This is a genomic window from Bradyrhizobium aeschynomenes (assembly GCF_013178945.1).
GTDB classification, from domain to species: Bacteria; Pseudomonadota; Alphaproteobacteria; order Rhizobiales; family Xanthobacteraceae; genus Bradyrhizobium; species Bradyrhizobium aeschynomenes.
Genome location: NZ_JABFDM010000003.1, coordinates 698,272 through 720,879, shown reverse-complemented (window position 1 = coordinate 720,879; position 22,608 = coordinate 698,272). Strand labels below are relative to the sequence as shown.

Sequence of the window (22,608 nt, the reverse complement as noted above, 5' to 3'; positions counted from 1 at the left end):
ATTCACTCCGCGGCTTCGCGCAGTGGAGTCTCACGTGCGATCATCCGGTCGATGATCCGCCGCGCCCACATTGCGCCTGCATCGATGTTGAGATTGTAGAAGACGCGCCCCGGGTTCTCATCCATCGCGCGCTGCTGCGCTTCCAGAATCAGCTCGTCCTCTCGGAAGATGCCCGACACGCCCTCGCGGATCTCGGTGGTCAGTCGCTGCTCGGTGAGCCGATAGTTACGGGCGAACGCCCAGAAATAGTGACATGTCTTGTCGGTCTCCGGCGTGATGGTGTTGAGCACCATGCCGTTGACGCCCTGCGAGCGATCGCCGTCCGGCGCGCCCGTCCCGGCCGGCGCCACGCCGACATCGATGGTCACCGTGCAAGGCGCCTCGAAACGGATGATCTGCCAGCGATCGACGAGCCCAGGCTTGCCGAGCTGCTTGGCCCAGAACGGCGGCGGCTCGATGCCCCGCATCCAGCGCGTCACCGTCGCGGTGCGCTCGCCATGGGTGACGTCGAACGGCGCTTCCGCCACCGCGTCGTTGCCGATCGACGAGCCGTGCACGAAGGTCTCGTGCGTCAGGTCCATCAGATTGTCGACCACCAGGCGGTAATCGCATTTGACCTGGATGGTCTTGCCGTCGCCCGCCCAGGCGGGATCGTGATTCCAGTGCATGTCGGGGATATCAGCGGGATCGGCCTGCGCCGGATCCCCCATCCACAGCCAGATGAAGCGATGGCGCTCGACGGCCGGATAGGCCCGCACGCAAGCGGAAGGATTGATCGTCTCCTGCGACGGCATGAAGGTGCAGCGCCCCTGCGGGCTGAACTTCAGTCCGTGGTAGCCGCAGACGACGGTATCGCCTTCGAGCCGGCCCTTCGACAACGGCACCAGCCGATGCCAGCACGCATCCTCGAGCGCGGCGATGGAGCCGTCGGCCTTGCGGTACATCACGACGTGCTTGCCGCAGATCGTCCGCGGCAGCAGCGCTTGCTTCACCTCGGCGTCCCAGGCAGCGGCGTACCAGGCATTCATGGGGAAGGAAGCGACCATGGGCGTGTCCTCTGCTGGTATTTTAGTATACTCTCTGCAGATCATTGTATACAGCGAGCGCCCGCATCTGACAAGAACACGCGTTAATTTGCGGCTTGACGCTCATTTTGGTATACAAACCCCCTCTGGCATACCAACATGGAACATCTCCTCGGCCGTTCCCAGTCGAAAAACTGATGGGAACCCATCATTTCGGCTGGCTCACCCGCTTCCCGGGCACGAGCTTCCAGTTGCCATCATGGCGGAGCACTCGGCGTCCTGATGTAAGCGCCTTTGTCGGTGCTCACCTCGGCGCGCGGCCTCAGCCGGTCATCGGCGTCCCACCCCGCCACCTCCCAGTTTTCGTATGGCTTGGCCTTGTAACGGAACTCGAGCTTCGGCGGATCAGACTGCGCCGACCAGATCGCGACGTCGTATTTGCGCTCGCAGACGTCGCTGTTGTCGATCGAGAGCAGACATCGTCCTGACGGCGACAGCCGGGGCACCTCGGACGTGACGGTAACGTTGCCGCTGCGCCGGCTGACCAACTGATACTCGCCGCACTCGTAGAGCGACTTGGAGACGACGAAGGCATCGATCGCCGGGAAGTCCCGCAGCAGGTCGTAGACGCCGCACTTCTCGATATCGTCGCCATCGCAGGCCGCGCGGCTGCCGCGATAGGCCTCGGCCTTGCCGCCCTCCGGCATCAAGGTCAGGGTATCCGCCTTGCGCGCGAACAGCCCGTTCAGACGCGTGCGGCAGGCGGCATCCTCGACGTTGTCCTTCCGTGCATTCGACTGGCGCCGTGTCGGCGCCGGCATCGACGAAGCTTGCGCGAATGACGAAGGGAGGGAGGAAAGAACACCAAGACACGCCACCGCCACCATCGTCTTCGACATGCAGACCCCCTTCACCACCCGCCGCCCGGGCGCCACGGCCCCGGCTGAACCCCATCCGTCGCGGCGAGGTGATGAGCGGTTCAGTGCTCACAGCGGAGCACCCTCCAGCCATGCCGCGCCGCGCGCATACAGCGCCTCGACCTCCGGTCCCTTCAATCCCGGCATGTCGCGCTTGACCGTGTAGCCGATGCGGGTCTGCAAATAAGCAAGATGCCGATAGCCGACCGGAAACTGCTCCAGCAGCGCGCGATCGAGCGCCGGCACCGCGCCCGGAGTGACCGGGTCCATGCGGTCCTTCTCGTAGATCGGCTGGCGCAGCACGATGCCCCATCTCCCCGCGCGCTTTTCGAGAAAGTCGTAGAAGCGGCCGGTGCAGAGCACGTCGCACGCGACGCCCTCGACCTCGGCGCGCTGCGAGATCGTCATCTTGGTCTGCGCAATCGCGCGGGCTCCTGCGAGATCGACCGAGATGCCGCCGAGGAAGTGCAGGATGTTGACGCCCTTCGCCCAGGCCGCCTTGCTGATCTCGATGAACTCGTCGCCTGTGCCCTGCGTCCACGTCGCCATCATCCGTCCGTCCGGATGCCACACGGAGCGAAAGCGCTCCCAATCTCCCGCATCGCGCCAGATCGCCCAGTTCTGCAGCAGCTCGCGGATCTGACGGTCGTCCTCGATCTCGGCGGCGGTCTTGGTCATGACGGTTTCCTCTTTGCGTTATCGCTGCTGAATACGGGATCGCAGCAGCTCTGCAAAGTCACGGCAGCTCATGGCTGCCCGGACCGCGCATCATCATCGGTGTCGTCCCGGCCCTGAGCCGGGACCCATAGCCACCGGCCCGTCGAGGCCTGGCGGGATCGATCGACTATCGTGCCTCAAACCTCTCCCTGGGGTTATGGGTCCCGGCTCAAGGCCGGGACGACGGCGGAGGCTTTGGCTGGCGCCTTTCATTACACGGCTCATGAAGACAAATATCGAGTGGAGACAAATATCGAGACGAGTCTTTGACGGCACGTCATCGCCCTCTCGCGGCACGGCGTGCCCGAGTGATGCATCGATGTTGTCCCTCCAGAATGTGAGAGGGCGCGGAGAAGGCCGGGAGCCTGCCGCCCCCATGGCCCGCCTGCAGAAAAGAAAGCAGGCGGCAGTCACCACAGGTTTGGCCGGAACATCCCGGCCTTCCCCGCGCGATGGTGTTACGGTGTCCTTCGTGCTCTCCCTGGGGATCGGCTCTCTTGCCCCCATCGCCCGCGCGTGCCGTCACAGCAACGACCGCGAACTTGACCTCAGCGTCGAGAGGCCAGGACCACACGACTTCGCCGTCCGCAACGGCTCGCGCTCGTCTGGCACGGCCGTCACGTCCATCGCCACCCACCTCAACGTTCGTGACGACGCGTACGTCCCTCTGCTCGAGGCGGGTTGCGGGGAGAAAAGCATGATTTCTGAAAAAACGCAACAACAAAGTCGCACGAGGCGACGACAGGCCAGCGGGGCCGACGCGCACTGATGGCGGTGCGCGACGGCTCTCCATGGTCGAGATCACCCGGACGCGCTTCGGCTCCGAAGAAAACGGGACGCCCGACGCGTTCAGGGCTCGACGCCCTGCCCCTGATCAGCCGATGCGCGCAAGGGGCCGCACAAGCGGCCGCCGCATGCTAGAGGTCGATCTTCAGTCGCTTGGCCGTCTGCGGACCAACCTGGCCATCGACGATGAGGCCCTTGGTCGCCTGGAAGGCTGCGACGGCGGCCACGGTGAGATCGTTGTACTCGCCGTTGATCGGGCCCGGATTGAAGCCGAGATCGCGCAAGGCGCGCTGGATATCCTTGATGACGGAGGCCTTCATGTCGGGCCGGCCGATCGCATAGAGCTTGGTCGGCTCCTCCAGCTCCAGCTCATCTCCCGCCTCGCGATAGGTGAAGTTCGGCAGCAGGACACCCGTGTCCCAATGCCGGCCGGAGACCTTGCCCGCGCGGACGCCATAGGCCGTGCCCATGGCCTCGACCGTGCCGCCCTTGCCGTCGCACACCACGATGTGCCCCATCATGCCTGGACCGGGCGGATAGCGAAGCAGGACGGCGCCGACGGTCGACGCGGCCTGCTGCCACGGAATGCGTTTGCCGAGCCGCTCCGAGTCCGTCTTCCAGGCGCCGGTATAGGCCTCGACCGTCGCGGGATTGGCCTTGTCATCGACGCAGCCATAGAGAAATCCCCCGACCTGATAGACCAGCCACGACATGAACTCGGCGCAGTCCCACGGACCATGCCAGTTCCTGTTGTTCTTCGGCACGCATACATTGACGTACTTCTCGCCAATCCGCGTCTTTGCCAATTGCAGCATCTTCTCGCCGTCGGTCATCGATATCCCTCCTGCCTCTGAAAACCGCGTCATGAAAGCTGCGCGCGTCGCGTCGAGACGCGAGCGCGGCCAAAAAAAGAAACGCGACGCGTGGGATCGAACCTCGGATCCAGCGCCGCGCTAGGCGGCGCGATCCGACGTCGGCCGCGCATTCAAGCGAAGTCCGAGTGCCGCCTGCGTCACCACACCGGCATTGCCGTCCACCGGAATCTTGGCATGCGCCTGGAACCACTCGACCGCCTGCGCCGTGGCCGGGCCATAGCGTCCGTCGACCACCAGCGCCGGCGTAGCTCCGAGATCATTCAGCGCCTCCTGAAGCTCTCGGGTCTCATCGGAGGCTGTGGCCGCCTTCCAGGCCACATCGAGGGCTCCGGCCTTGCCGACGATGGCCCAGATGGTCTCGAACAGATCGGTTCGCCCGCTCAGGCCATTGTAGCCGCCATTGATGATGCGCGTGATCCTGCGGATATCGTTCTGGTCGGCGTAGCGGTTGAGGCCGCCCTCGTCCCATTCGTGCAGCGCCGGCAGCAACGCTGCCTCGGGAGACACGATCAGATCGGGATCGGCGTAGAAGTCGACGCCGGTGAGCTTGCCCATTCTGGCGTAGTTGGCCCCGCCCGTGGTCTGCAGCAGGCCGCCGCCGCGATATTTGTAGCCGTCTCCCGGCTTGGTATTGCCGAGCTCCTTCGCCTTCTTCGGATTGCCCAGGCCGTAGACCCGTTCGGCCAAGGCGCGGTCATTGTTGAGGTACTGATCGACCTCGTCGGGCCGAATCGCCGCGCTGTGGTGTCCGACGCCGAAGATCTCCAGCAGCCGCGCCGCGGTCTTGTATTTGAGGCTTTCGAACAGAACGGTGCCCCGCCCGGTCTCGTACAGCGCCTGGGCCAGGAAGTGCGCGATGCGCAGCGGCGTGTCGATCTTGAAGCGCTCGAACAGCTCGTCGCCGGCTTCGAACGCCTTCAAGTAGTTGGGATAGCAACGTGGAGCAACCTTGCGGACAACAGAGACGATGCGCATCGCAAACACTCCCGAAAAGAATGTCACACGAGAAACGATCTTCGAAACAGTCACACCCGACGCCGGCATGGGGTGCCGCTGCAGGCGATTGCTGCAGCGCGACACTTCCGGCTCTCCGATCGACGCAGACCGGCTGATCGGCCGATGGCGACGATCGCGCCGGGGGCGTTTCGAGCCGGCTTCAACCTTTGGTCGCGCCAAGGTGATGTTCGGTCGGGGATCTTGAGAATTTATTTTTCCCAACCGCCGGCCGTGCGTGTCGGATGGTGCAGCCCGACACCGTCCTTGGATCAGCCAGATCGACGACGCGCTGGCCTGAGCACAGCACACCGCCCCGCATCGCGCGATGCGCGGCCTGCACCGGGAATTGAAGGGAACTCACAATGGCAAAGCACAAGAACACGATCTGTCTGTGGTACGACAAGGACGCAGAGGCGGCCGCGCGCTTCTATGCCGAAGTCTTTCCCGACAGCCATGTGAGCGCCGTGCACCGCGCGCCCGGCGACTATCCCTCCGGCAAGGCGGGCGACGTGCTGACCGTGGAATTCACCGTGTGCGGCATCCCTTGCATCGGCCTCAATGGCGGCCCGATGTTCACCCACAATGAGTCCTTCTCGTTCCAGATCGCGACGGACGACCAGGCCGAGACCGATCGCTACTGGAACGCCATCGTCGGCAATGGCGGCCAGGAAAGCGCCTGCGGCTGGTGCAAGGACAAATGGGGCCTCTCCTGGCAGATCACCCCGCACGTGCTGACCAACGCCATGGCCGAAGGCGGCGAGGTGGCCAAGCGCGTCTTCGCCGCGATGATGACGATGCACAAGATCGACGTCGCCGCGATCGAGGCGGCGCGGCGGGGATGAGTACGTGGTGAGACGGAGCGCCGCGGCGCTCCGTCTCACGGGCGCAGGCAGCGCAGATGCAGGAACAGGGGCACGCGCAGCCAACGCCGGCTACTGTCGCGGGTGATGATCGCCTCGGGCGTCGACGGCTCGCGCAGGGCCTCGATCAGGAAGCCTGCCTGCTCCAGCGCCGCAAAGTAGCTCTGCAGCGGGCGATGCGCGCTGTGGAAGGTCATGCTGAGACCGTCGCGCTCGACCGGATCGCTGTAGGTGAAAGAGTCCAGATAGCTTCCCTGGATGACGAACGGTGCGTCCGCCGCCAGGCCCGCAAATCGTCCGGCCGAATTGAGCGGATGGACGATCGCCATGCAGAGCCGGCCGCCCGGCTGCAGCACCCGCGCCGCTTCGTGGACGGCCGCCGGCATGGCGTCGACGTCCTGCAGCGACATGAACGCGATCGCGAGGTCGGCGCAGGCATCCGCCAGCGGCAGCGAAGCCGCATCGGCGCGGATGACGGCAATGGTTGGATCGCTCTGTCTGGCCGCGGCGATCAGAGATGGCGAGGCATCGAGGCCGATGACCCGGTGCCCTCCGGACTTGAGCTGCCGGGACAGCCGGCCCTCGCCGCAACCGATGTCGAGCGTGAGTTCTCCGGGCGGTGGCAGCAGGCGGCTGAACTGCTCGCCATGGTGACGCCAGAAGCTGTCGTGCCCCGGCGCCCTCGCCCAGGCGAGCCACTGGCCGGCCTGATCTTCCCATCGCTCACGCATGGTCATGACAGCCCTCGTCGGACGGATCGCTTCAAGAGCCGCGCGTCTTAGACGCCTTCGCGAGGGAAGTCATGTGACGATTTCATTGCAGGCGCCGCGCCGCCGCGCGCGGGCTCGGCGCAGATCTCCTCGAGGAAATCGAGGAAGGCCCGGGCGCGCGAGGAGATCAGCTTCCGGCTCGGGAAGATCGCGGTGAGCTGGGCGGCACGGGTATCGAACACGACCTCCCTGCCGATCTCGACGAGGCGGCCCTCGCCGAGCAGCTCGACGCAATAATGCTCCGGCAGGAACGAGACGCCGGCGCCATGGGCGACGGCGCGGCGCACGGCGAGAGGGTTGTTGATGCGCGCGACATGCGGTCCAACGTCGAAGCGGACGAGATGACCGTGCTGCTTGATCATCAGGGTGCGGTCGCCATAGCGCCGCTCGCAGATCATGAGATGGCGCTCGAGGGCGCGGACGTCGTCGCCGATGTCATGCGCGGCAAGATAAACAGGGCTCGTCACCCAGATCAGGCGGCCGCCGATCAGCACCTTCTGCGCCAGCTCCGAATCCTCCTGCACGCCAACGACGACCGCGATGTCGAAACGATCCGCGAGCATGTCGATGGCCCGCGTGGTCGCCTCGACGTCGAGCTCGATGCGCGGATAGCGGCGATGGAATTCGGCGAGCTTGGGCGCCAGGATCTCCTCGCAGAACGCCGGCGGCAGCGCCACCGACAGCCGGCCGCTGGGCACGCCGACCAGCCCGGTCATGACGGCATCGGCTTCCAAGACCTGGTCGAGGATCTTCTGACATTGCTGGAAGAACAGCTCGCCCTCGCGGGTGACGCGAACGCGCCGCGAGTTGCGGTCGAACAGGCGAATGCCGAGATCCTGCTCGAGCCGTGCGACCGATTTGCTGACCGAGGATTTCGGCATGCCGAGAGAGCGCGCGGCGCCGGTCATGCCTCCGGTCGCCACCACGGCATGGAAAACCGGAATGTCCTCGATCCGCCACTTCATCTCGCGCCCGCTCGTTCATTGGGAGAAACGATCCGTGCACACTAGCATTGTTGTCTAACAGGGGAAACTTCGTAAGGTCGAGGCGCGGCCGCGCGTCATTGCCTGATGCGGCCCGCATTCGAGGAGGGACACATGGCCCGGATCATCGGCGGCATCGGCGCGTCGCACTCGCCAACGATCGGCTTCGCGCTCGACACCCACAAGCAGAAAGATCCGGCGTGGAAGCCGATCTTCGACGGTTTCGACGCCGTGCGCGACTGGGTCAAGCGCAAGGACATCGACGTCCTGTTCATGATCTACAACGACCACATCACCTCGTTCTTCTTCGACCACTATTCGGCCTTCGCGCTCGGCATCGACGATCGCTACGTCGCGGCCGACGAAGGCGGCGGGCCGCGTGACGTGCCGCCCGCCAAGGGGCATCTCGGCCTGTCGCAGCACATCGCCATGGCGATGGTGGCCGATGAGTTCGACATGTCGTTCTTCCAGGGCAAGCCGGTCGATCACGGCCTGCTCTCGCCGCTGTCGATGATGGGCGACGCGAGCGGCCCGTGGCCGGGCAGCGTGGTCCCGCTGCAGGTCGGCGTGCTGCAGCTGCCGATCCCCAACGCGAAGCGCATGTGGAAGCTGGGCAGGACGTTGCGCAAGGCGATCGAGAGCTATCCGGAGGATCTCAACGTCGCGATCTTCGCCACCGGCGGGCTGTCGCACCAGGTGCATGGCGAGCGCGCCGGTTTCCTCAACGAAGACTGGGACCGCGAATTCCTCGATCTGCTGGAGAAGGACCCGGCGAAGCTGACCGCGATGCGGATCGCCGACTACGTGATCAAGGGCGGCATGGAGGGCGCCGAGGTGATCATGTGGCTGATCATGCGCGGCGCGCTTTCCGACCAGGTCAGGCTCGTGCACAAGCAGACCTATGCGCCGTCGGTTACCAACATCGCAACGCTGGTGTTCGAGGATCTCGGCGACGCGCCCGATGCGCAGGAGATCGCGGCCTATCGCGCGCATATCGGCCACGAGCTGCAGGGCGCCGAGACGCTGGCGGGCACCTATCCGTTCACGCATGGCCGCAGCCAGGGCAATTTCCGCATCAACGACTTCCTGCACCGCCTCGTCATCCCCGCGCACCGCGAGAGATTTGTTGAGGAATTCGACGCGCTCGCGGACCAATATGAGCTGACGGCAGAGGAGCGCGAGCTGATCAGGAACCGCAGATGGATCGAGATGATCAGACGTGGCGTGAGCTTCTTCGTGCTGGAGAAGATGGCCGCCGTGATCGGCGTCTCCAACCCGGAGGTCTATGCCGCCTTTCGCGGCGAGACCCTGGAGGCCTTCCTCAAGACGCGCAAGGTGCCAATGCGCTATTCGGTCGCCGGCGGCGCCAAGGCCGACGCGATCGACGCGCATTGAGACACGCACGGCCTGCGCCGCCCACGAGGAGCGACGCAGGTCATGTCTCGAGCAGGATGATGCCGCGCGCCTTGGCCCAGCGCTCCAGCACCTTGCGCTCGTCCGGATGCGCCGGGCGGTTGGCGAAGCCGCGCACCTGCACCGCGCGGTGCTGCCGATCGAGCTCGATCGTCAGCAGCCGATCGACGTTGCCGGGACGGCGGTAACGCAGCGACCAGATCGAGGCGAATCCGGCGATGCACTTCGCCGCGTAGCTCGAGACGCAGTGCCGCATGGCTCGGGACTCCGCGACCAACGACTCCGCCGTGCGCAGCTGCGTGATCACATACTCGTCGCGCTTGGCGGATGCCTTGGCTGACAGGCTCCACGACCAGTCCGCCAGCTGGGCGCCCGGCCAATGCACGGTGAGATCCGCCTCTCCGGCCGAGCGATGACGCGCCAGCTCCGCGCGGCGCCGCGCCGCCTCGATGCGTGCGACCACCGCGAGGTCGCGATGCCAGGCCTGCATCAGACGACGCAACGCCGCAAGCGAGCGCCCCTTCAGGCTGAACTTGCGCTCGCGCCGGCGGCGGTCGGCAATGTAGTCGCAGAGATCGTCGATCTCCTCGACAGTCGTCGGCTGCGCGCAGAAGAACTGCGCTGCCTCGCGCCAGAAGGCGAGCTCGCCGCGCGGCGTCCGCACGATCCTGGACCGCGTGATCCGCGACACCAGGGCGGGATCATCGGTGGTGGAGCGCGCGATCGCCTGCCAGATCGCCTCGTCGAAGCCGACCGTGCCGAGCGGGTTGAGGAAGGCGTGAACCTCCTTGCGCGACAACAACGTCGACGCGCCCGCCTTGTACAGCGAGCCGCCGCCGGCGGCAACGACGTACCAGCGCTTACGCAACTCCGTCTCGGCGCGGTCGAGCCCGGTCGCGTCGATCCAGACCTGCTCCAGGTGCGGAGCGACCGGATAGAGCGCGAACAGATGCCGTGCGGCCGCCAGCCGCAGACGCGCGGGATCGCGCGTCTTCAGCTTCGGCTTCCAGCTCGCAGGGTCGCGGATGGTGTCGGCAGCGAAGCCACGTTCCGCCTCACGGATCGCATTGTGCAGGTCCGGCGGCGGACGCGTCGGCCGCGCCACACGGCGCAGCGTCAGCTCATAGGCTTCAACCCGTGCGCGCTCGGCCTCCTGCCGGCGCGCGATCAATGACCTGGCCATTGTCGTTCAACATCAAAGAGGGACTATCAGCCGGACGCACTGCGAGCGTCGGCACGGATCGTGTCGCGCACAGTGGACTTGACATGGCTGGTGGCCTCTCGCGTTGAACGCATCTGGAGTTGAAACGGGCGACGCTCATACATCTCATCAGCTAGGAGCGCAAGCGCAAAAGCTGCGGCACGCGGCGGGCGCGGCCAATTGGCCTTCTCCTTGCATCGTCTCCTTGTCAGCCGGGTTGCTCCATGGAGTTGTCAGATGTCCGACAGTCTGCACACCGTCGTCGTGGCAAAGAAAGCCATCGAGGCGCACAACATGGCCTCGTTCGAGCTCGTCCCGGCCGACGATCAGCCACTGCCCGGCTTCACTCCGGGAAGCCATATCGACGTCACCCTGCCGAACGGCGTGACGCGGCAATATTCGTTGCTGAACAGCGCGTCCGAACGCAACCGCTACTGCATCGGCGTCTGGAAGGATGCGAACAGCCGCGGCGGCTCCAAGGCGCTGCACCTCGACATCAACGAGGGCGACCGGCTGCAGGTCAGCCGCCCGCGCAACCGGTTCAAGATCCCGAAGGACACCAAGCGCGCGCTGCTCGTCGCGCGCGGCATCGGCGTGACGCCGATCCTGTCGATCGCCGACACGCTGAAGGCCAAGGCCATTCCGTTCGAGCTGCACTACGTGTTCGCGCTGATGTCGCCGGATTCCTTCCGCGGCCGGATCGACGCCTCGGCGTTTGCCGCCGATACCAAATATTACAAGGAAGCGACCGAGGATAATCAGCTGCTGAAGGCGGCAGAGCTGCTGGCCGACCGTCCCGACGACACCCAGCTGTTCATCTGCGGCGTGGACTGGTGGATGGATCCGATCATCGCCCAGGCCAAGCAGAAGGGCTTTGCCGAGGAGCGCATCCATGTCGAGCGCTTCACCGCAAAGGCTGCGGCCGCGCTGCTCGACAAGGTGTTCGACGTCACCATCAAGAGCACCGGCGCAACCTTCAAGATCCCGGGCGACAAGACCGTCACCGCCTTCCTCGAGGAGAACGGCGTCAAGATCGCGACCTCCTGCGAGCAGGGGATGTGCGGCACCTGCAAGACAAGGGTCGTCGAGGGCGAGATCGATCATCGCGACAAGCGGCTGTCGGCGGCGCAGCGCGCCGAGGGCTACTTCCTGCCCTGCGTGTCGCGCGGCAAGGGCGACAGGGTGGTGCTGGATCTCTAGCACCGTGATCACCGAAACGGATCTCTGGCAGACCGCGTGGATCATCGCGGAACAACACGGCAGCGACGGGCCGGCCTTTGCGACCCGCATGGCTGACAGTTTCAAACTGGGCCACAAGATCGACGCGCATCAGGCGTGGCTGTCGATCGCGGCCAAGGTCGCCGTGCTGATCGAGACCACTGCGTCGCGCAGCGCGCATCGGCATTGATGTCGAAAAACGGACAGAGCCCGCAAGGCGCTCTGTCCGGATTCGCACACGATCGCGGTCGTTACAGTATCCACCGATCTGCCGATCATATGCGACCTGCTTCCCCATCGTCATTCCGGGGCGACGCGCAAGCGGCGAGCCCGGAATCCATATCCACCAGCCGTGGTTATGGATTCCGGGCCTGCGCCCAAGCGGGCGCATCCCGGAATGACGAGCGGAGAAAGGTCGGTCTTCCGGAACGAAATTTGCTCAGCCACATCTGGTCGCCCATCGACCATCCAGCATGCGCGACTTCCGACATCGCGCCTTGTGAGGAACCATGTCCGTGTCACCGTCCAGCGCGGCCAGGCTGCCTGCCGCCGCCGACATCGCGCTCGCCTATCACGCCCGCACCAAGCATCATCTGAAGCGCTATGCAGCGGGACCGGAGACGCTGGACTGGGACGCACAGCCCAATCCGTTTCGCGAATTCGCCGGCAGTCCGCGCACCCATCTGCCTCTGACCTCCGATCGTCTCGCCGCGAGTTTTGCCGAAGCCTGCGAGGGCACGGCGGCGATCCAACCGCTCACCGTCGACAGCGTCGCGCTGCTGCTGGAATTGTCGTTCGGGCTCGCGGCCTGGAAGGAGCATGGTCCCGACCGCTGGGCGCTGCGCTGCAATCCCTCGAGCGGCAATCTGCATCCGACCGAGGCCTATGTGATCAGCGAAGCCATCGCAGGGATCAGCGACGGCCTGCATCACTATGTGAGCCGCGATCATGTGCTGGAGCAGCGAAGCTGGCACGGCGCCGCATCGTCAGGCGCCCCTCGGCTGTGGCTCGGCCTGTCCTCGATCCATTGGCGCGAGGCGTGGAAATACGGCGAGCGCGCCTTCCGCTATTGCCAGCTCGACCTCGGCCACGCGCTCGGCGCCATCAGCTACGCGGCGGCCGCGCTCGGCTGGCATGCGCATGTAATCGAAGGCGTCGGCGGCACGCAGCTTGCCGCCATCCTGGGTCTCGATCGTGCCAGCGATTTCGCCGGCGTCGAGGCCGAGGATGCGGACGTGCTGATTGCGATCACGCCGCGCGACGCCGGTCCGCCGACGCATGATGCCCTTCCCCTCGCCGCCGACGCGGTCGCCGATGTCTGGAAGGGCACGGCCAACCGGCTCGACCGGCATCCGCTCTATCGCTGGCCCATCATCCCCGAGGTGAGCGCGGCGACGGCCGGCGCGGCGCAGGACGCCGTCGCGGCCCCTCCACCCTGCCCGCCGCGGACACCGCGACCAGCAACGCGCGCGGCCGAGCTCATCCTCAATCGCCGCAGCGCGCAACGCTTCGACGCCAGGTTCACGATGACAGCAGGCGCGCTCCATGAGCTGCTCGATGCGCTGCTGCCGCATGCCAGGCCGCCGTGGAACGCCTGGCCTTACGCGCCGCGGCTGCATCCGCTGCTGTTCGTGCATCGCGTCGAAGGCATGACGCCGGGGCTCTATGCGCTGCCGCGCAGCGAGGGTGCGGACAGCCGGCTGCGCCGCGCGCTGCGCCCCGATTTCGACTGGCACCGCGTCGAGGGCGCCCCCGATCACCTGCCGCTGTTTCATCTGCTGCCGACAGACAGCCGCGGCGTGATCCGCACCGCGAGCTGTCACCAAGCCATTGCCGGCGACAGTTGCCTGACGGTGGCGATGCTCGCCGAGTTCACGCCGCTGGTCGCCGACAATCCGTGGCGCTATCGCCAACTGCATTGGGAAGCCGGGCTGATCGGTCACGCGCTCTATCTCGAAGCCGAGGCGGCCGGCCTGCGCGGCACCGGCATCGGGTGCTACTTCGACGACGCCGTGCACGAGATGCTCGGCATCGTCGGCTCTCAGTTCCAGACCCTCTATCACTTCACCGTCGGCCGTCCCCTGACCGACGATCGCATCACGACGCTGCCGGCCTATCCAGGCCGCACGCGCAATGAGGTGGGAGTCCTGCCATGAAAGGATGGCCATGAAACCGCGTGTTCCGTTCCAGCGCATCGACATCGGCCAGGCGGCCGAGCTGCTGCAGCGCGACGACGTGCTGCGCTTCGACGTCCGCGACCAGGCCGCGTTCGCTGCCGGACACCTCGCGGGGGCGCAACACCTCACACAGCGCAATCTGTCGGAGCTGATCGCCGGCACGACGCGGCGCACGCCGATCCTGATCTACTGCTATCACGGCCATGCCAGCCAGGAGTACGCGCAGACCTTCTCCGATTTCGGCTTCACGGAGGTCTACAGCCTCGACGGCGGCTACGAGGCGTGGCGGCAGCATCGCCCGGCGCGCAGCGGCGCCGCACAGGTCGGCCCGAGCCTGGCGGCATGGCTGTCAGCGCAGGGATTTCCGGCCGACGACGTCGACGCCATCATTGCCAATCGGACCACGCCGCTGATGAAGGCCGCGCATCTCGGCAACGTCGCCGTCATCCGCGAGCTGCTTGCTGCGGGCGCCGACATCTCCGCGAAAAATGCCGACGGCAACAATGCGCTGTGGCTCGCCTGTGTCGGCCGGCATCTCGACGCCATCGACGCACTGGTCGAGGCCGGCATCGATGTCGACAACAGCAACGACAACGGGGCCACCGCGCTGATGTATGCGTCCTCCTCCGGCAGAGCCGATGTGGTCGCGCATCTGCTGGCCAAGGGCGCCAATATCGGCACCGAGACGCTCGACGGCTTTTCCGCGCTCGACATGGCCGCGTCGTTGGAATGCCTGACCTTGCTGCGAAATGCGGCCAGAGCAGCCAAGGCACCGACAGCCGAGGTTCGGCCATGACCGTCATCGAGCACGATTTCGGGATCCAGCAGCGACAGGTCGAACGCCGCTTCCGGACGCTGCTCAGCCTCGATGCGCTGCATGAGGCGAATGTCCGTGCCAACCCGATCCCCTATCTGGAGCGCGCCAGCGAGCGCATCTACCAGCTCGAAAAAGCGTTGTTCGAGGCGCTGCAGGCGGCGACCGCGTCCACCGACGAAGGCAGCGAGACGATCAGCATCGGCAAGGCCGAGCATGCGCGCCTGCTGCAATGCCAGGCGATCGTCGCGCGCGCCTATGCGCGGCTGGTCGCCGATCAACCGCAAACCGAATGACTTTCGAGGTGGAGAACGACATGAGTGACGGCTTCTTCGTGGACTGGGATGGCAATCTGCGCAGCGCCGCCGATCCCGGCGGCGGCTATCTGTGCGACATCGATACGGTGGCGCGCTATGTCGCCGTCACCACCAAGAACGGCACGCTGGTGCACGAGGCGACCTTCTTCAAGACGCAGGCCGATGTCGAAAAGGCCGGCATTAAGGCGCCCCTGGTGCCGGGCAGCCATCCCTGGGGCAAGAAGGCAGATGGGTTCTGACGGCAAGGAGTGCGTATTTCGCGGGTAGCGACGTCCTCCTGCCGGACTTGATGAATCAAGCCGTGCGACCACCCCAAGCGACGCCGCGCTCCCTCTCCCCGTCCTTCACGGGGAGAGGGCTGGGGTGAGGGGCAGCGGCACGGGCGGTGTCAACACCATCCAACGACATACGGCCTCATGACAGAGGATCGAGGGAGCGCCATCGCATCTTCGATGCGACCTACAAGGTGTCAGATGACAAGAAAGTCTGACCGTGTGGCTGCCCCTCACCCCAACCCTCTCCCCGTGAAGAACGGGGAGAGGGAGCGGACCGCCCTCGCCTCAAGAGCTTACGTCCCAATCGGCCAAGAGGAGGAGTGATCCTTCAAAATCAGACTCATCCCCTTCAATCCGGATGGATCATGATCTCCATGGTCTCGTCGAGATCGTCGAACGGATCGGGGAAGCTGAGATCCTCCACCAGGACGACACCACACAGGCAGATGTCGCCGTCGATCACGGCAAGGGCGATCGGCTCGAGGCTCTGACCTGCGCACGCCCCTGTGTTGCACAGGCCGGTGTCGATCTCGAAGGTCGCACCGTGCCGACCACAGCGCAGCAGCGTGTGCTCCGCGTTGAAGAACTGGCCGCTGCCGATGTTCAGCCATTTGCCCTCATGCGGGCAGGCGTTGACGTAGCCGACGAAGCCGCCGGCTGCCGTGTGGACGATCACGATCGGGAACGGCCGCGCCTCGCCATTGTCGCCGATCCGCGACAGGCTGAATGCCTTGGCTTCGCCCCGCGCGATGCTCGTGGTCGGACAGATCACGAAGACTTCCGGCTCGCGTTCCGTCATGCGCGGATCTCCCTGAACGGCGCGACGGGAGCCCTGGATCGTGATGACGTCTCCTGTCGCAAACCTGACGGCGGTGGCCCGGATCGTCGGACCACGGCGCATCATCGTCGAAACTGTCCCGATCTTTGCATGAAGCGTGCCGCATGCCGCGATGTCGTACGGACGATGTCGGTGAGGAGACGATGATGGCCGCGATGAAGTTCTACATGACGCCGGGCTCGTGCTCGACCGGCATCCACATCATTCTCGAAGAGCTGGAGGAGGTGTTCGAGGCCTACATCGTCAACCTTCCGGCCGGCGACAATTTCAAGCCCGACTACGTCGCGATCAATCCGAAATCCACGATTCCCGCCCTGGTACGCGGCGACGGCAGCGTGCTGACCGAGGTGCCGGCGATCGCCTACTGGCTCGGCCGGTCGCGGCCGCGCGCCAGGCTGTGGCCCTCGGACATCGAGACCGAAACGCGCCTGCTCGAGGCCATGACCTACATCGCCGGCACCGTGCACGGCCACGGCTTCGCCCGCATCTTCGCCACCCCGACCTTCAGCCGCAACGAAGCTGATCAGGAGTCGGTCCGCGCGCTCGGGCGCAACATCGTGGTGAAGGGCTTCGCCATCCTGAGCAGGATGCTCGGCGAGCGGCCCTATCTCGGCGGCGACTTCTCCGTGGCCGATCCGATCCTGTTCTATGTGGAATTCTGGGCCGACAAGACCGGCATCGCGCTGCCCGCCAACCTGCTCGCACACTACCGGCGAATGCTGACGCGACCGGTGGTTCAGCGGGTGCTGCGGGAAGAGGGCTACAATCCGGCGGCGCTGGGGAAGGTGAGCGAGTAGGCTTGTCCCCATCGTACTGTTTGCGTTGAAGCGGATTCTCTCCTCTCGTCATTCCGGGGCGCGCGCAGCGCGAACCCGGAATCCATCTCTCCCGTGTCACGACTGACTGTGGTGATGGATTCCGGGCTCGCGCTGCGCGCGCCCCGGAATGACGTGTGGAGAGATCCGGCGGCGATCACTGACGCATGCATCTGCCGAGAGAACTGCCGCCGGCATTCCAGCCCCCTACTCCGCCGCCTCCAGCTGCTCATGGTCGCCGAGGTCGATGCCGCGGAAGATGGCGCAGCGGCGGAACACGTCGATGGTCGGACGCGCGCTCTTGTGGTGGCAGTATTTGGCGACCAGCTTGGCCAGCCCCTTGATGTCGCGGCCCGAGGCGCCGGGGAAGGTCTCCACCAGCAGCGCGACCAGGCCGGCGTCGATGGTCAGCCCGAACTGCTCGCACATCACCCGCCAGATCCGCCCGCGCGCATCGGCGTCGGGCGCCTGGAACTTGATCAGCGCGATGCAGCGCGACACGATCGCTTCATCGATGTCGTCGATGCGATTGGTGGTAAGGAACAAGAGCCCGTTGAAATACTCCAACACCCGCAGGAATACGCCGACGACGGCGTTCATCGTCATGTCGTCTTCGCGCCGCTTGATGTAGACGTCGGCCTCGTCGATCAGCATGACCGCGCCCCAACGCTGCGCGCGCGTCAGCGCATCCTTCAGCGCGCCTTCCATCGCCGCGACGTTGAGGCCAAGCTGGCCGGAGTGCACGCGATACAGCGGCCGGCCGATGATCTCCGCATAGACCTCCGCGGTCAGCGTCTTGCCCACGCCGGGTGGGCCGGCGCACAGCACCGTGGTGCCGCCGGATTTGCCGGCGACGATGTCGTCCATCAACAGATCCATCTCGGCCGTGAGGATGTCGATCAGATCGGTCTGCTCCTCCGGCAGCACGAGCTTCTGCTTCAACTCGGGCTGGTAGGCGTAAGGCGTCATGTCGTCGGCGTGCACCCACAGATAATGGTGCAGGTCGAGATGGAACATCAGCATATAGGGATGGACGGGGATCTTGCAGAAGACGCCCTTCGGGATCGCCGCCTTGGATTCCTCCACCTCCTGCTCGGCGTCATAGAGGTTGCTCTTGGCCGCCTTGCGCAGATATTGCCCGAGAATGTCGCCGGTCACCTCGAGCGTCAGCGCACGCTCGGTCAGGATGCCCTCGTCATTGACGAGGCGCGCGCTGCCGCCGCCCGACGACAGCACGATGACATCCTTGCGCGACCAGTCCATGTCGCGATGCGAGGAATTGGGATCATCGGCAAAGAAGCCGACGCCACGGCCAGAGAACTGCGCGCCATAGCGGCCGCGCCAGGCGAAATAGCGCTGCGCCGTCTCGTCATAGGCCGCGATCAGCTCGGGCGTTTCCCTCAGAAAGCCCTTGGCGGCGAAGATCTCGGCCACCGTCCTGCCGACGATGTCCCCGACGGAAATGCGCAGGGTCGATGTCGTGATCGCGCCCTTGGCGTTGGCCTTCAGCTCGATGAAGACACGCCCGGCCTCGTCGTTCGACGGCGCCGTGTAGTCGAGCCGCGTGACGACATAGGGCAGCGGCCGGCTGGCGACGTTGGCGGCGAACATCCAGCCGCGGATGGCCCCCGAGATCAGATAGCGCGCGATCGCCGGCAGCACCTGCTCGAGCTCGTGCTCCGAGAAGCGGCTGCCGGAATCGCTGAACGCGCGCTGCAACGTCGCGATATGCGCAGCGCGGGCGTGCCATTCGGGGCCGGCCTCCTGATAGAGCTCGCGCAGGAAGTCGAGCTCGGCGCTCGCGAGCTGGGCGAGGTTGACCTCGACCTTGTCGCCGAAGCGCAGTTGCTCCATGAGCGACGCCAGCTTCGGGAAGGCGGCCGCCATCGCCTCGATGGCCGGGCGTTCGATCTGCAACTTCATCGCTTGCCACTCACATCCAGCCTGATCACGACGACACGCCCGTCGGCTGCCGCCGCACCGCCTCCGCCTTGGCCAGCAGCAGGCGGTTCGCTGCCAGCGAGAACTCCTGCCAGGCCGCCGCGATGTCGCGCAGGATCGTCTGCACGTAGTCCTTCGACGGCTTGTGCTCGAACGGGAAGTTCGACAGCGCGCAGGAGGTGCGATTGAAGGCGACGGCGTCGTCGAGCAGCGACTGCATGACGTCGCGGAACGGCTTCTGGATCTCCGGCATCAGGGCCGAGCGCCCGCGCTCGACCGCGACCTCGCGCATGTCGAGGGTCAGTGCATCCAGCACCTGCAGGGCCGCGGCGAACACCTGCTCGATGGCGCCGAGAACGGCGAGCTGCGTGAGCTGCTCGCGCTGCTGCGTGGCGAGACTGCGGGCGAGCCGCTGCCGATAGTCGTCGAACGCCGCATCGCGCTGCGCGGCGACCCAGGCGGTAAACCAGGCGAGGCTCGCAGCATTGCCGGACAGACCATCGCCCGCCGCAGGAGCGCGCCCGCTCGGGGACGCGGCACCGATACGCGCGATCGCACGCTCGATGCGCTTGGCGGCATTGAGCGCACCCTCGAGATAGCCGGCCGCGTGGCTCGCCGTCTCCGCGCCTCCGAGATGCAGCCGTCCCTCCCACAGGGCCCGCCGCAGCATCGGATTTGCGATCTCGCTGTGCTCGCCGCGCGGGGTGGTGCGGTCGAGGGCGCTGCAGGTGAAGCGCTCGCTCGCCCAGTCCTGATAGTGCTGCTCGCCGCCTTCAAGCGCCGATCCGAACAGTTGCACCATCTGGCTGTCCATCAGCATGGGCAGACCGACATTGAAGGCTTCGCGCAGATCGGGCGGGAAGGCGAGGAAGCCGCCGAGCGCGGCGCGATCGCCGCCTTCGTCGCAGGCATCGAAGATCTCTCCGACGACGGCCTGCTCGTGACTGACGAAGGCGTTGCCGGACTGGCCCTTGTCGCGCCAATGCGCCTGGTCGTAAGCGACCACGACCTTGGCCTGCGCCGCCATCCAGGTCTCGGCGCTGCGCATCGCCTCGAAGGTCGCATCGTCGAGCGTCGGGAAGAAGCCGACGTGGTCGATCAGGAGCCGCGGCGGCAGCGCCAGCACGGCGCGCCTGGCCTCGATCGCAACCGACTCCGCCTCGGTGGCGAAGATCAGCCGCACATGCGTGCCGCAATCGACGATGCGCATCAGCTCATGGCCGAGATGGATGCAGGATTGCGGCAGGTCGCGCGACAGCGCCGTGATCAGTTGCGTCATGCCGCCGGACAGCCGACGCGCGCCCTGATGAATCGGCGGCCCGCTGATCTGCTCGGCCGGCTTGTCCGCCTCTTTCAGATGAAGGACCGTGCCATCATCGTGCTGGGCAAAGTCGGACAGGCCAAGCTCCGTGATCAGGCCGACCAACAGCGGCTGGGTGTCAGGCCAGAACCAGGTCGGGCCGAGATCCAGCGCCAGCCCCGCTTTGCTCCTGGCTGACAGCACCCGGCCGCCGAGGCGATGTCGGGCTTCGAACACAGCGAACGAGCCGCCGCGCTGTTGCAGGCTGCGTGCGAGTGCCATTCCGCACAATCCACCTCCGACAATGGCCGTTTCGAGCATGGCAGGACCTCGGCTGATGCGTTGCGATCGCGTCTCGCCGGGGTCTTGCAAGAAGCTTGCAAGTTTTTTCCGGCGCGGGGTGTACGTTTCCAGACATGGCTTGATTTTCGCAGACGATTGGCCCACCTCATTGCAATGAGCGACGAGAGCGAGATCCTGGCCGCCAACGCGGCCTTCTACGCAGCCTTCACGGCCGGCGACTTCGGCGCACTCGCGGCGCTCTGGGCCGATGGCGACGGCATCTCCTGCATTCATCCGGGATGGCCGGCGATTGTTGGTCGCGCCGCCGTGATCGGCAGCTGGCGCGACATCCTCGGCAACGCAAGCCGGCCGAACATCGTCTGCGCCGATCCGCACGCCATCGTCGACGGAGACCACGGCCACGTGCTGTGCATCGAGCTGGTGGACGGCGCGGCACTGGCGGCCGCCAATCACTTCACGCGAATTGGCCGCGCTTGGCGGATGATCCATCACCAGTCCAGCCCCATCGCGCAACTTGCGACACCGGACGATGATCCGGACGGCTACAGCCTGCACTGACCTCCCTACGTCTGGCACGAAACTTGATCTGCTCTCCCTGACCGGCCGCAATGTCGGGGATTGTTGATTTTCGTCGCGTCGGATTCGGGCCAAATCTCCGTCTCCGCGCCAAGCCATCTGCACGCTGCGACCAGCATCGTGCAGAGGTCGACGGGGAGATACGGGATGGCACGCCTACTGACCGCCTATCTGACGCGCAGCGATGTGCCGATGCGTGCAGCGCTACAGCAGGCGATCGACCGGCTCCCTTTCGCGCTGACGCTCGATGAGAGCTACGTTCCGCTTCGGAGTTCCGGCTATCTGCCCTGCACGCTCGACGGCGAGGATACGGGATTTGATCTGCGCTTCGCCGACATCTCCGAGATGCGCGAGGATGCGCGCGACGCCATGATGACCTTCAAATGGACGGGAGATCCGCGCGAGGAGGCCGCCGCACTCGCCGTCTGCGCCGCGCTCGCAAAGGATTTCGGTGCCGTCGTCGAGCGCGACGGCGCGCCGCTTTCATCCGACGACATGCTCGCGCAGGCGAAAGGAGCACTGGTATGAATATGACGGCTCCGTTGCAGCCGACGGCGATCCACGCCGTACCCGCCGAGCTCTGCGATTGCGGCTTCCGGGTGCTGATGATCCGGCAGTTCAACGTCGGCGCGGTGCCGCCGGCCTTCGCGATCATCGATCAGCGGATCATGCGGATGCCGCAGCGGCTCGGCCGCCACGGCGTGTCGTTTGCCGCAACGTTCCTGCCGGAGGTGATGTCCTGGCTGATCGATCATCTCGGCCGGCCCTCGCTGCACGATGACAGCGGCCGCTCCTATCGCAACCCGCGCTGGCCGGTCGTGTGCTGGCATGACCGGGAACGCTATTGGCCAAGCGGCGCGGTGACGGTCGAGTGGTTCGCCGAGGTCGCATTCCAGGATCACGCTTCGTGGATGGCGTTCCGCAGTTATTGGCACGACAGCCTGATGGGTCGAAATGGCGATGTGGACGGATCCACCGGGGAGGCGGAGCCATGCGATCCGCACGATGCGGAAAAGGAATTTTCCGTCGAGGCGTTGCAACGAGCATGATGTGTCAAACTTTGCGCGGCGCCATGCGCAGCTCTTGCCGGGACTGTTCTGCTGCGTGATCTTTCCTCTTGCCACAGCAACTGCGGAGGGTGTCGTGCGTTACGTCTCGTGGATTGAAGGTTGGCTTGATCACTTGCTGCCCGAGCGCGTGTCGGCCGAGAAGAGAAGCCGCAGAAGCGCGGTCGCGCCGCGCCGATCGGCCGAGCTCTCGAGCGAGGACCTGTTCTATATCGCCATGCTGGGCCCGCACGTCTGACCGGCGCTGCCGCCGCGCGCGATCGGAGACGATGGGCTGGACAAACGGCCGCCATGCCGCCACAGAGGGACGACATTCCATGCGTCCCGGCCCGGGACTGCGCACCGTGCACAACCTTCCATGCCGCAGGTCTGCAACACGCGCATGCACGGGACCGGGGACCGCGCCGGACCTCACTTGCGGAAC

The 22,608-nt window shown here is 65.7% G+C and carries 25 protein-coding genes; 14 read left to right on the top strand and 11 right to left on the bottom strand.

The genetic code is table 11. The annotated features are described in order from the left end of the window. Positions 1-2 precede the first annotated feature (2 nt). The 3 genes from HL666_RS12365 to HL666_RS12355 form a co-directional block, all read right to left on the bottom strand. A complete protein-coding gene (locus HL666_RS12365) occupies positions 3-1,046 on the bottom strand; it encodes an aromatic ring-hydroxylating dioxygenase subunit alpha (protein WP_172181655.1) in 1,044 nt (347 codons plus the stop codon). 236 nt (positions 1,047-1,282) lie between these two features. Next, complete coding sequence (locus HL666_RS12360) at positions 1,283-1,846, bottom strand: hypothetical protein (RefSeq protein WP_172181653.1); 564 nt, start codon at positions 1,844-1,846, stop codon at positions 1,283-1,285. A gap of 165 nt (positions 1,847-2,011) precedes the next feature. Then, positions 2,012-2,620 (bottom strand): nuclear transport factor 2 family protein, encoded by a 609-nt coding sequence (locus HL666_RS12355; RefSeq protein WP_172114085.1) that lies wholly within the window; start codon positions 2,618-2,620, stop codon positions 2,012-2,014. A 415-nt stretch (positions 2,621-3,035) separates the two neighbouring features. Here HL666_RS12355 and HL666_RS12350 point away from each other — a divergent pair, with 415 nt between their 5' ends. Beyond that, a complete protein-coding gene (locus HL666_RS12350) occupies positions 3,036-3,428 on the top strand; it encodes a hypothetical protein (protein ID WP_172181002.1) in 393 nt (130 codons plus the stop codon). A 148-nt stretch (positions 3,429-3,576) separates the two neighbouring features. Here the strand turns inward: HL666_RS12350 and HL666_RS12345 are convergent, their stop codons facing one another. Both HL666_RS12345 and HL666_RS12340 read right to left on the bottom strand, forming a co-directional pair. Next, positions 3,577-4,278, bottom strand: coding sequence for a peptidoglycan-binding domain-containing protein (locus tag HL666_RS12345; protein WP_172114084.1), 702 nt, complete (start codon positions 4,276-4,278; stop codon positions 3,577-3,579). A gap of 120 nt (positions 4,279-4,398) precedes the next feature. After that, positions 4,399-5,295, bottom strand: coding sequence for a peptidoglycan-binding protein (locus HL666_RS12340; RefSeq protein WP_172114083.1), 897 nt, complete (start codon positions 5,293-5,295; stop codon positions 4,399-4,401). A 383-nt stretch (positions 5,296-5,678) separates the two neighbouring features. Here HL666_RS12340 and HL666_RS12335 point away from each other — a divergent pair, with 383 nt between their 5' ends. Further along, on the top strand, positions 5,679-6,158 hold the full coding sequence (locus HL666_RS12335; protein WP_172114082.1) for a VOC family protein: 480 nt from the start codon (positions 5,679-5,681) through the stop codon (positions 6,156-6,158). A 35-nt stretch (positions 6,159-6,193) separates the two neighbouring features. Here HL666_RS12335 and HL666_RS12330 read toward each other — a convergent pair whose 3' ends face one another. Beyond that, on the bottom strand, positions 6,194-6,913 hold the full coding sequence (locus tag HL666_RS12330; protein ID WP_172114081.1) for a class I SAM-dependent methyltransferase: 720 nt from the start codon (positions 6,911-6,913) through the stop codon (positions 6,194-6,196). 41 nt (positions 6,914-6,954) lie between these two features. Continuing rightward, on the bottom strand, positions 6,955-7,911 hold the full coding sequence (locus HL666_RS12325) for a LysR family transcriptional regulator (RefSeq protein ID WP_172133525.1): 957 nt from the start codon (positions 7,909-7,911) through the stop codon (positions 6,955-6,957). A 132-nt stretch (positions 7,912-8,043) separates the two neighbouring features. On the opposite strand from HL666_RS12325, the gene HL666_RS12320 reads away from it, so the two are divergent. Next, entirely contained in the window at positions 8,044-9,324 is a 1,281-nt protein-coding gene (locus HL666_RS12320) for a gallate dioxygenase (protein ID WP_172181651.1), read from the top strand. Positions 9,325-9,364: 40 nt separating this feature from the next. Here HL666_RS12320 and HL666_RS12315 read toward each other — a convergent pair whose 3' ends face one another. Next, positions 9,365-10,525, bottom strand: coding sequence for a PcfJ domain-containing protein (locus HL666_RS12315; RefSeq protein ID WP_172181649.1), 1,161 nt, complete (start codon positions 10,523-10,525; stop codon positions 9,365-9,367). A 255-nt stretch (positions 10,526-10,780) separates the two neighbouring features. On the opposite strand from HL666_RS12315, the gene HL666_RS12310 reads away from it, so the two are divergent. The 6 genes from HL666_RS12310 (at position 10,781) to HL666_RS12285 (ending at position 15,308) form a co-directional block, all read left to right on the top strand. After that, positions 10,781-11,743, top strand: a complete 963-nt coding sequence (locus HL666_RS12310; protein WP_172181647.1) for a PDR/VanB family oxidoreductase — start codon at positions 10,781-10,783, stop codon at positions 11,741-11,743. Between the two features lie 4 nt (positions 11,744-11,747). Then, complete coding sequence (locus HL666_RS12305; protein ID WP_172181645.1) at positions 11,748-11,951, top strand: hypothetical protein; 204 nt, start codon at positions 11,748-11,750, stop codon at positions 11,949-11,951. A gap of 319 nt (positions 11,952-12,270) precedes the next feature. Then, entirely contained in the window at positions 12,271-13,917 is a 1,647-nt protein-coding gene (locus HL666_RS12300; RefSeq protein ID WP_172181643.1) for a nitroreductase family protein, read from the top strand. Between the two features lie 79 nt (positions 13,918-13,996). Beyond that, the gene (locus HL666_RS12295; protein ID WP_311975757.1) at positions 13,997-14,734 is read left to right on the top strand and encodes an ankyrin repeat domain-containing protein; all 738 of its coding nucleotides are present in this window, start codon (positions 13,997-13,999) and stop codon (positions 14,732-14,734) included. Next, a complete protein-coding gene (locus HL666_RS12290; RefSeq protein WP_172181639.1) occupies positions 14,731-15,048 on the top strand; it encodes a hypothetical protein in 318 nt (105 codons plus the stop codon). Before HL666_RS12295 ends, HL666_RS12290 begins: the two co-directional genes overlap by 4 nt. A gap of 20 nt (positions 15,049-15,068) precedes the next feature. Beyond that, a complete protein-coding gene (locus HL666_RS12285; protein WP_172181637.1) occupies positions 15,069-15,308 on the top strand; it encodes a hypothetical protein in 240 nt (79 codons plus the stop codon). A gap of 385 nt (positions 15,309-15,693) precedes the next feature. On the opposite strand, the gene HL666_RS12280 is transcribed toward HL666_RS12285, so the two are convergent. Then, the gene (locus HL666_RS12280) at positions 15,694-16,143 is read right to left on the bottom strand and encodes a Rieske (2Fe-2S) protein (protein WP_172181635.1); all 450 of its coding nucleotides are present in this window, start codon (positions 16,141-16,143) and stop codon (positions 15,694-15,696) included. Positions 16,144-16,337: 194 nt separating this feature from the next. Between HL666_RS12280 and HL666_RS12275 the strand changes: the two genes are divergently transcribed. Then, positions 16,338-16,979 carry a glutathione S-transferase family protein gene (locus tag HL666_RS12275; RefSeq protein ID WP_172114198.1) on the top strand — a complete coding sequence of 214 codons (642 nt, stop codon included), beginning with the start codon at positions 16,338-16,340 and terminating at the stop codon, positions 16,977-16,979. A 225-nt stretch (positions 16,980-17,204) separates the two neighbouring features. Here HL666_RS12275 and HL666_RS12270 read toward each other — a convergent pair whose 3' ends face one another. After that, on the bottom strand, positions 17,205-18,920 hold the full coding sequence (locus tag HL666_RS12270; protein WP_172181633.1) for an ATP-binding protein: 1,716 nt from the start codon (positions 18,918-18,920) through the stop codon (positions 17,205-17,207). A 25-nt stretch (positions 18,921-18,945) separates the two neighbouring features. Then, positions 18,946-20,520: a flavin monoamine oxidase family protein gene (locus tag HL666_RS12265; RefSeq protein ID WP_246741526.1), complete on the bottom strand. Its 1,575-nt coding sequence runs from the start codon at positions 20,518-20,520 to the stop codon at positions 18,946-18,948. Between the two features lie 174 nt (positions 20,521-20,694). On the opposite strand from HL666_RS12265, the gene HL666_RS12260 reads away from it, so the two are divergent. The 4 genes from HL666_RS12260 (at position 20,695) to HL666_RS12245 (ending at position 22,422) form a co-directional block, all read left to right on the top strand. Beyond that, positions 20,695-21,099: a nuclear transport factor 2 family protein gene (locus HL666_RS12260; RefSeq protein ID WP_172114197.1), complete on the top strand. Its 405-nt coding sequence runs from the start codon at positions 20,695-20,697 to the stop codon at positions 21,097-21,099. Positions 21,100-21,264: 165 nt separating this feature from the next. Then, entirely contained in the window at positions 21,265-21,645 is a 381-nt protein-coding gene (locus HL666_RS12255; RefSeq protein WP_172181629.1) for a hypothetical protein, read from the top strand. A 2-nt stretch (positions 21,646-21,647) separates the two neighbouring features. Next, a complete protein-coding gene (locus HL666_RS12250; RefSeq protein WP_172181802.1) occupies positions 21,648-22,166 on the top strand; it encodes a hypothetical protein in 519 nt (172 codons plus the stop codon). Between the two features lies 1 nt (position 22,167). Further along, positions 22,168-22,422: a hypothetical protein gene (locus HL666_RS12245; RefSeq protein ID WP_172181001.1), complete on the top strand. Its 255-nt coding sequence runs from the start codon at positions 22,168-22,170 to the stop codon at positions 22,420-22,422. Positions 22,423-22,608: the final 186 nt, after the last annotated feature.

What these genes read in the sequence shown, in the direction of transcription:
- HL666_RS12330 (WP_172114081.1), bottom strand. Translation starts at nt 6,913, where the DNA reads ATGACCATGCGTGAGCGATGGGAAGATCAGGCCGGCCAGTGGCTCGCC.
- HL666_RS12360 (WP_172181653.1), bottom strand. Translation starts at nt 1,846, where the DNA reads ATGCCGGCGCCGACACGGCGCCAGTCGAATGCACGGAAGGACAACGTC.
- HL666_RS12285 (WP_172181637.1), top strand. Translation starts at nt 15,069, where the DNA reads ATGAGTGACGGCTTCTTCGTGGACTGGGATGGCAATCTGCGCAGCGCC.
- HL666_RS12255 (WP_172181629.1), top strand. Translation starts at nt 21,265, where the DNA reads ATGGCACGCCTACTGACCGCCTATCTGACGCGCAGCGATGTGCCGATG.
- HL666_RS12355 (WP_172114085.1), bottom strand. Translation starts at nt 2,620, where the DNA reads ATGACCAAGACCGCCGCCGAGATCGAGGACGACCGTCAGATCCGCGAG.
- HL666_RS12300 (WP_172181643.1), top strand. Translation starts at nt 12,271, where the DNA reads ATGTCCGTGTCACCGTCCAGCGCGGCCAGGCTGCCTGCCGCCGCCGAC.
- HL666_RS12335 (WP_172114082.1), top strand. Translation starts at nt 5,679, where the DNA reads ATGGCAAAGCACAAGAACACGATCTGTCTGTGGTACGACAAGGACGCA.
- HL666_RS12325 (WP_172133525.1), bottom strand. Translation starts at nt 7,911, where the DNA reads ATGAAGTGGCGGATCGAGGACATTCCGGTTTTCCATGCCGTGGTGGCG.
- HL666_RS12340 (WP_172114083.1), bottom strand. Translation starts at nt 5,295, where the DNA reads ATGCGCATCGTCTCTGTTGTCCGCAAGGTTGCTCCACGTTGCTATCCC.
- HL666_RS12350 (WP_172181002.1), top strand. Translation starts at nt 3,036, where the DNA reads ATGGCCCGCCTGCAGAAAAGAAAGCAGGCGGCAGTCACCACAGGTTTG.
- HL666_RS12260 (WP_172114197.1), top strand. Translation starts at nt 20,695, where the DNA reads ATGAGCGACGAGAGCGAGATCCTGGCCGCCAACGCGGCCTTCTACGCA.
- HL666_RS12270 (WP_172181633.1), bottom strand. Translation starts at nt 18,920, where the DNA reads ATGAAGTTGCAGATCGAACGCCCGGCCATCGAGGCGATGGCGGCCGCC.
- HL666_RS12290 (WP_172181639.1), top strand. Translation starts at nt 14,731, where the DNA reads ATGACCGTCATCGAGCACGATTTCGGGATCCAGCAGCGACAGGTCGAA.
- HL666_RS12310 (WP_172181647.1), top strand. Translation starts at nt 10,781, where the DNA reads ATGTCCGACAGTCTGCACACCGTCGTCGTGGCAAAGAAAGCCATCGAG.
- HL666_RS12275 (WP_172114198.1), top strand. Translation starts at nt 16,338, where the DNA reads ATGAAGTTCTACATGACGCCGGGCTCGTGCTCGACCGGCATCCACATC.
- HL666_RS12250 (WP_172181802.1), top strand. Translation starts at nt 21,648, where the DNA reads ATGACGGCTCCGTTGCAGCCGACGGCGATCCACGCCGTACCCGCCGAG.
- HL666_RS12315 (WP_172181649.1), bottom strand. Translation starts at nt 10,525, where the DNA reads ATGGCCAGGTCATTGATCGCGCGCCGGCAGGAGGCCGAGCGCGCACGG.
- HL666_RS12280 (WP_172181635.1), bottom strand. Translation starts at nt 16,143, where the DNA reads ATGACGGAACGCGAGCCGGAAGTCTTCGTGATCTGTCCGACCACGAGC.
- HL666_RS12365 (WP_172181655.1), bottom strand. Translation starts at nt 1,046, where the DNA reads ATGGTCGCTTCCTTCCCCATGAATGCCTGGTACGCCGCTGCCTGGGAC.
- HL666_RS12345 (WP_172114084.1), bottom strand. Translation starts at nt 4,278, where the DNA reads ATGACCGACGGCGAGAAGATGCTGCAATTGGCAAAGACGCGGATTGGC.
- HL666_RS12320 (WP_172181651.1), top strand. Translation starts at nt 8,044, where the DNA reads ATGGCCCGGATCATCGGCGGCATCGGCGCGTCGCACTCGCCAACGATC.
- HL666_RS12265 (WP_246741526.1), bottom strand. Translation starts at nt 20,520, where the DNA reads ATGGCACTCGCACGCAGCCTGCAACAGCGCGGCGGCTCGTTCGCTGTG.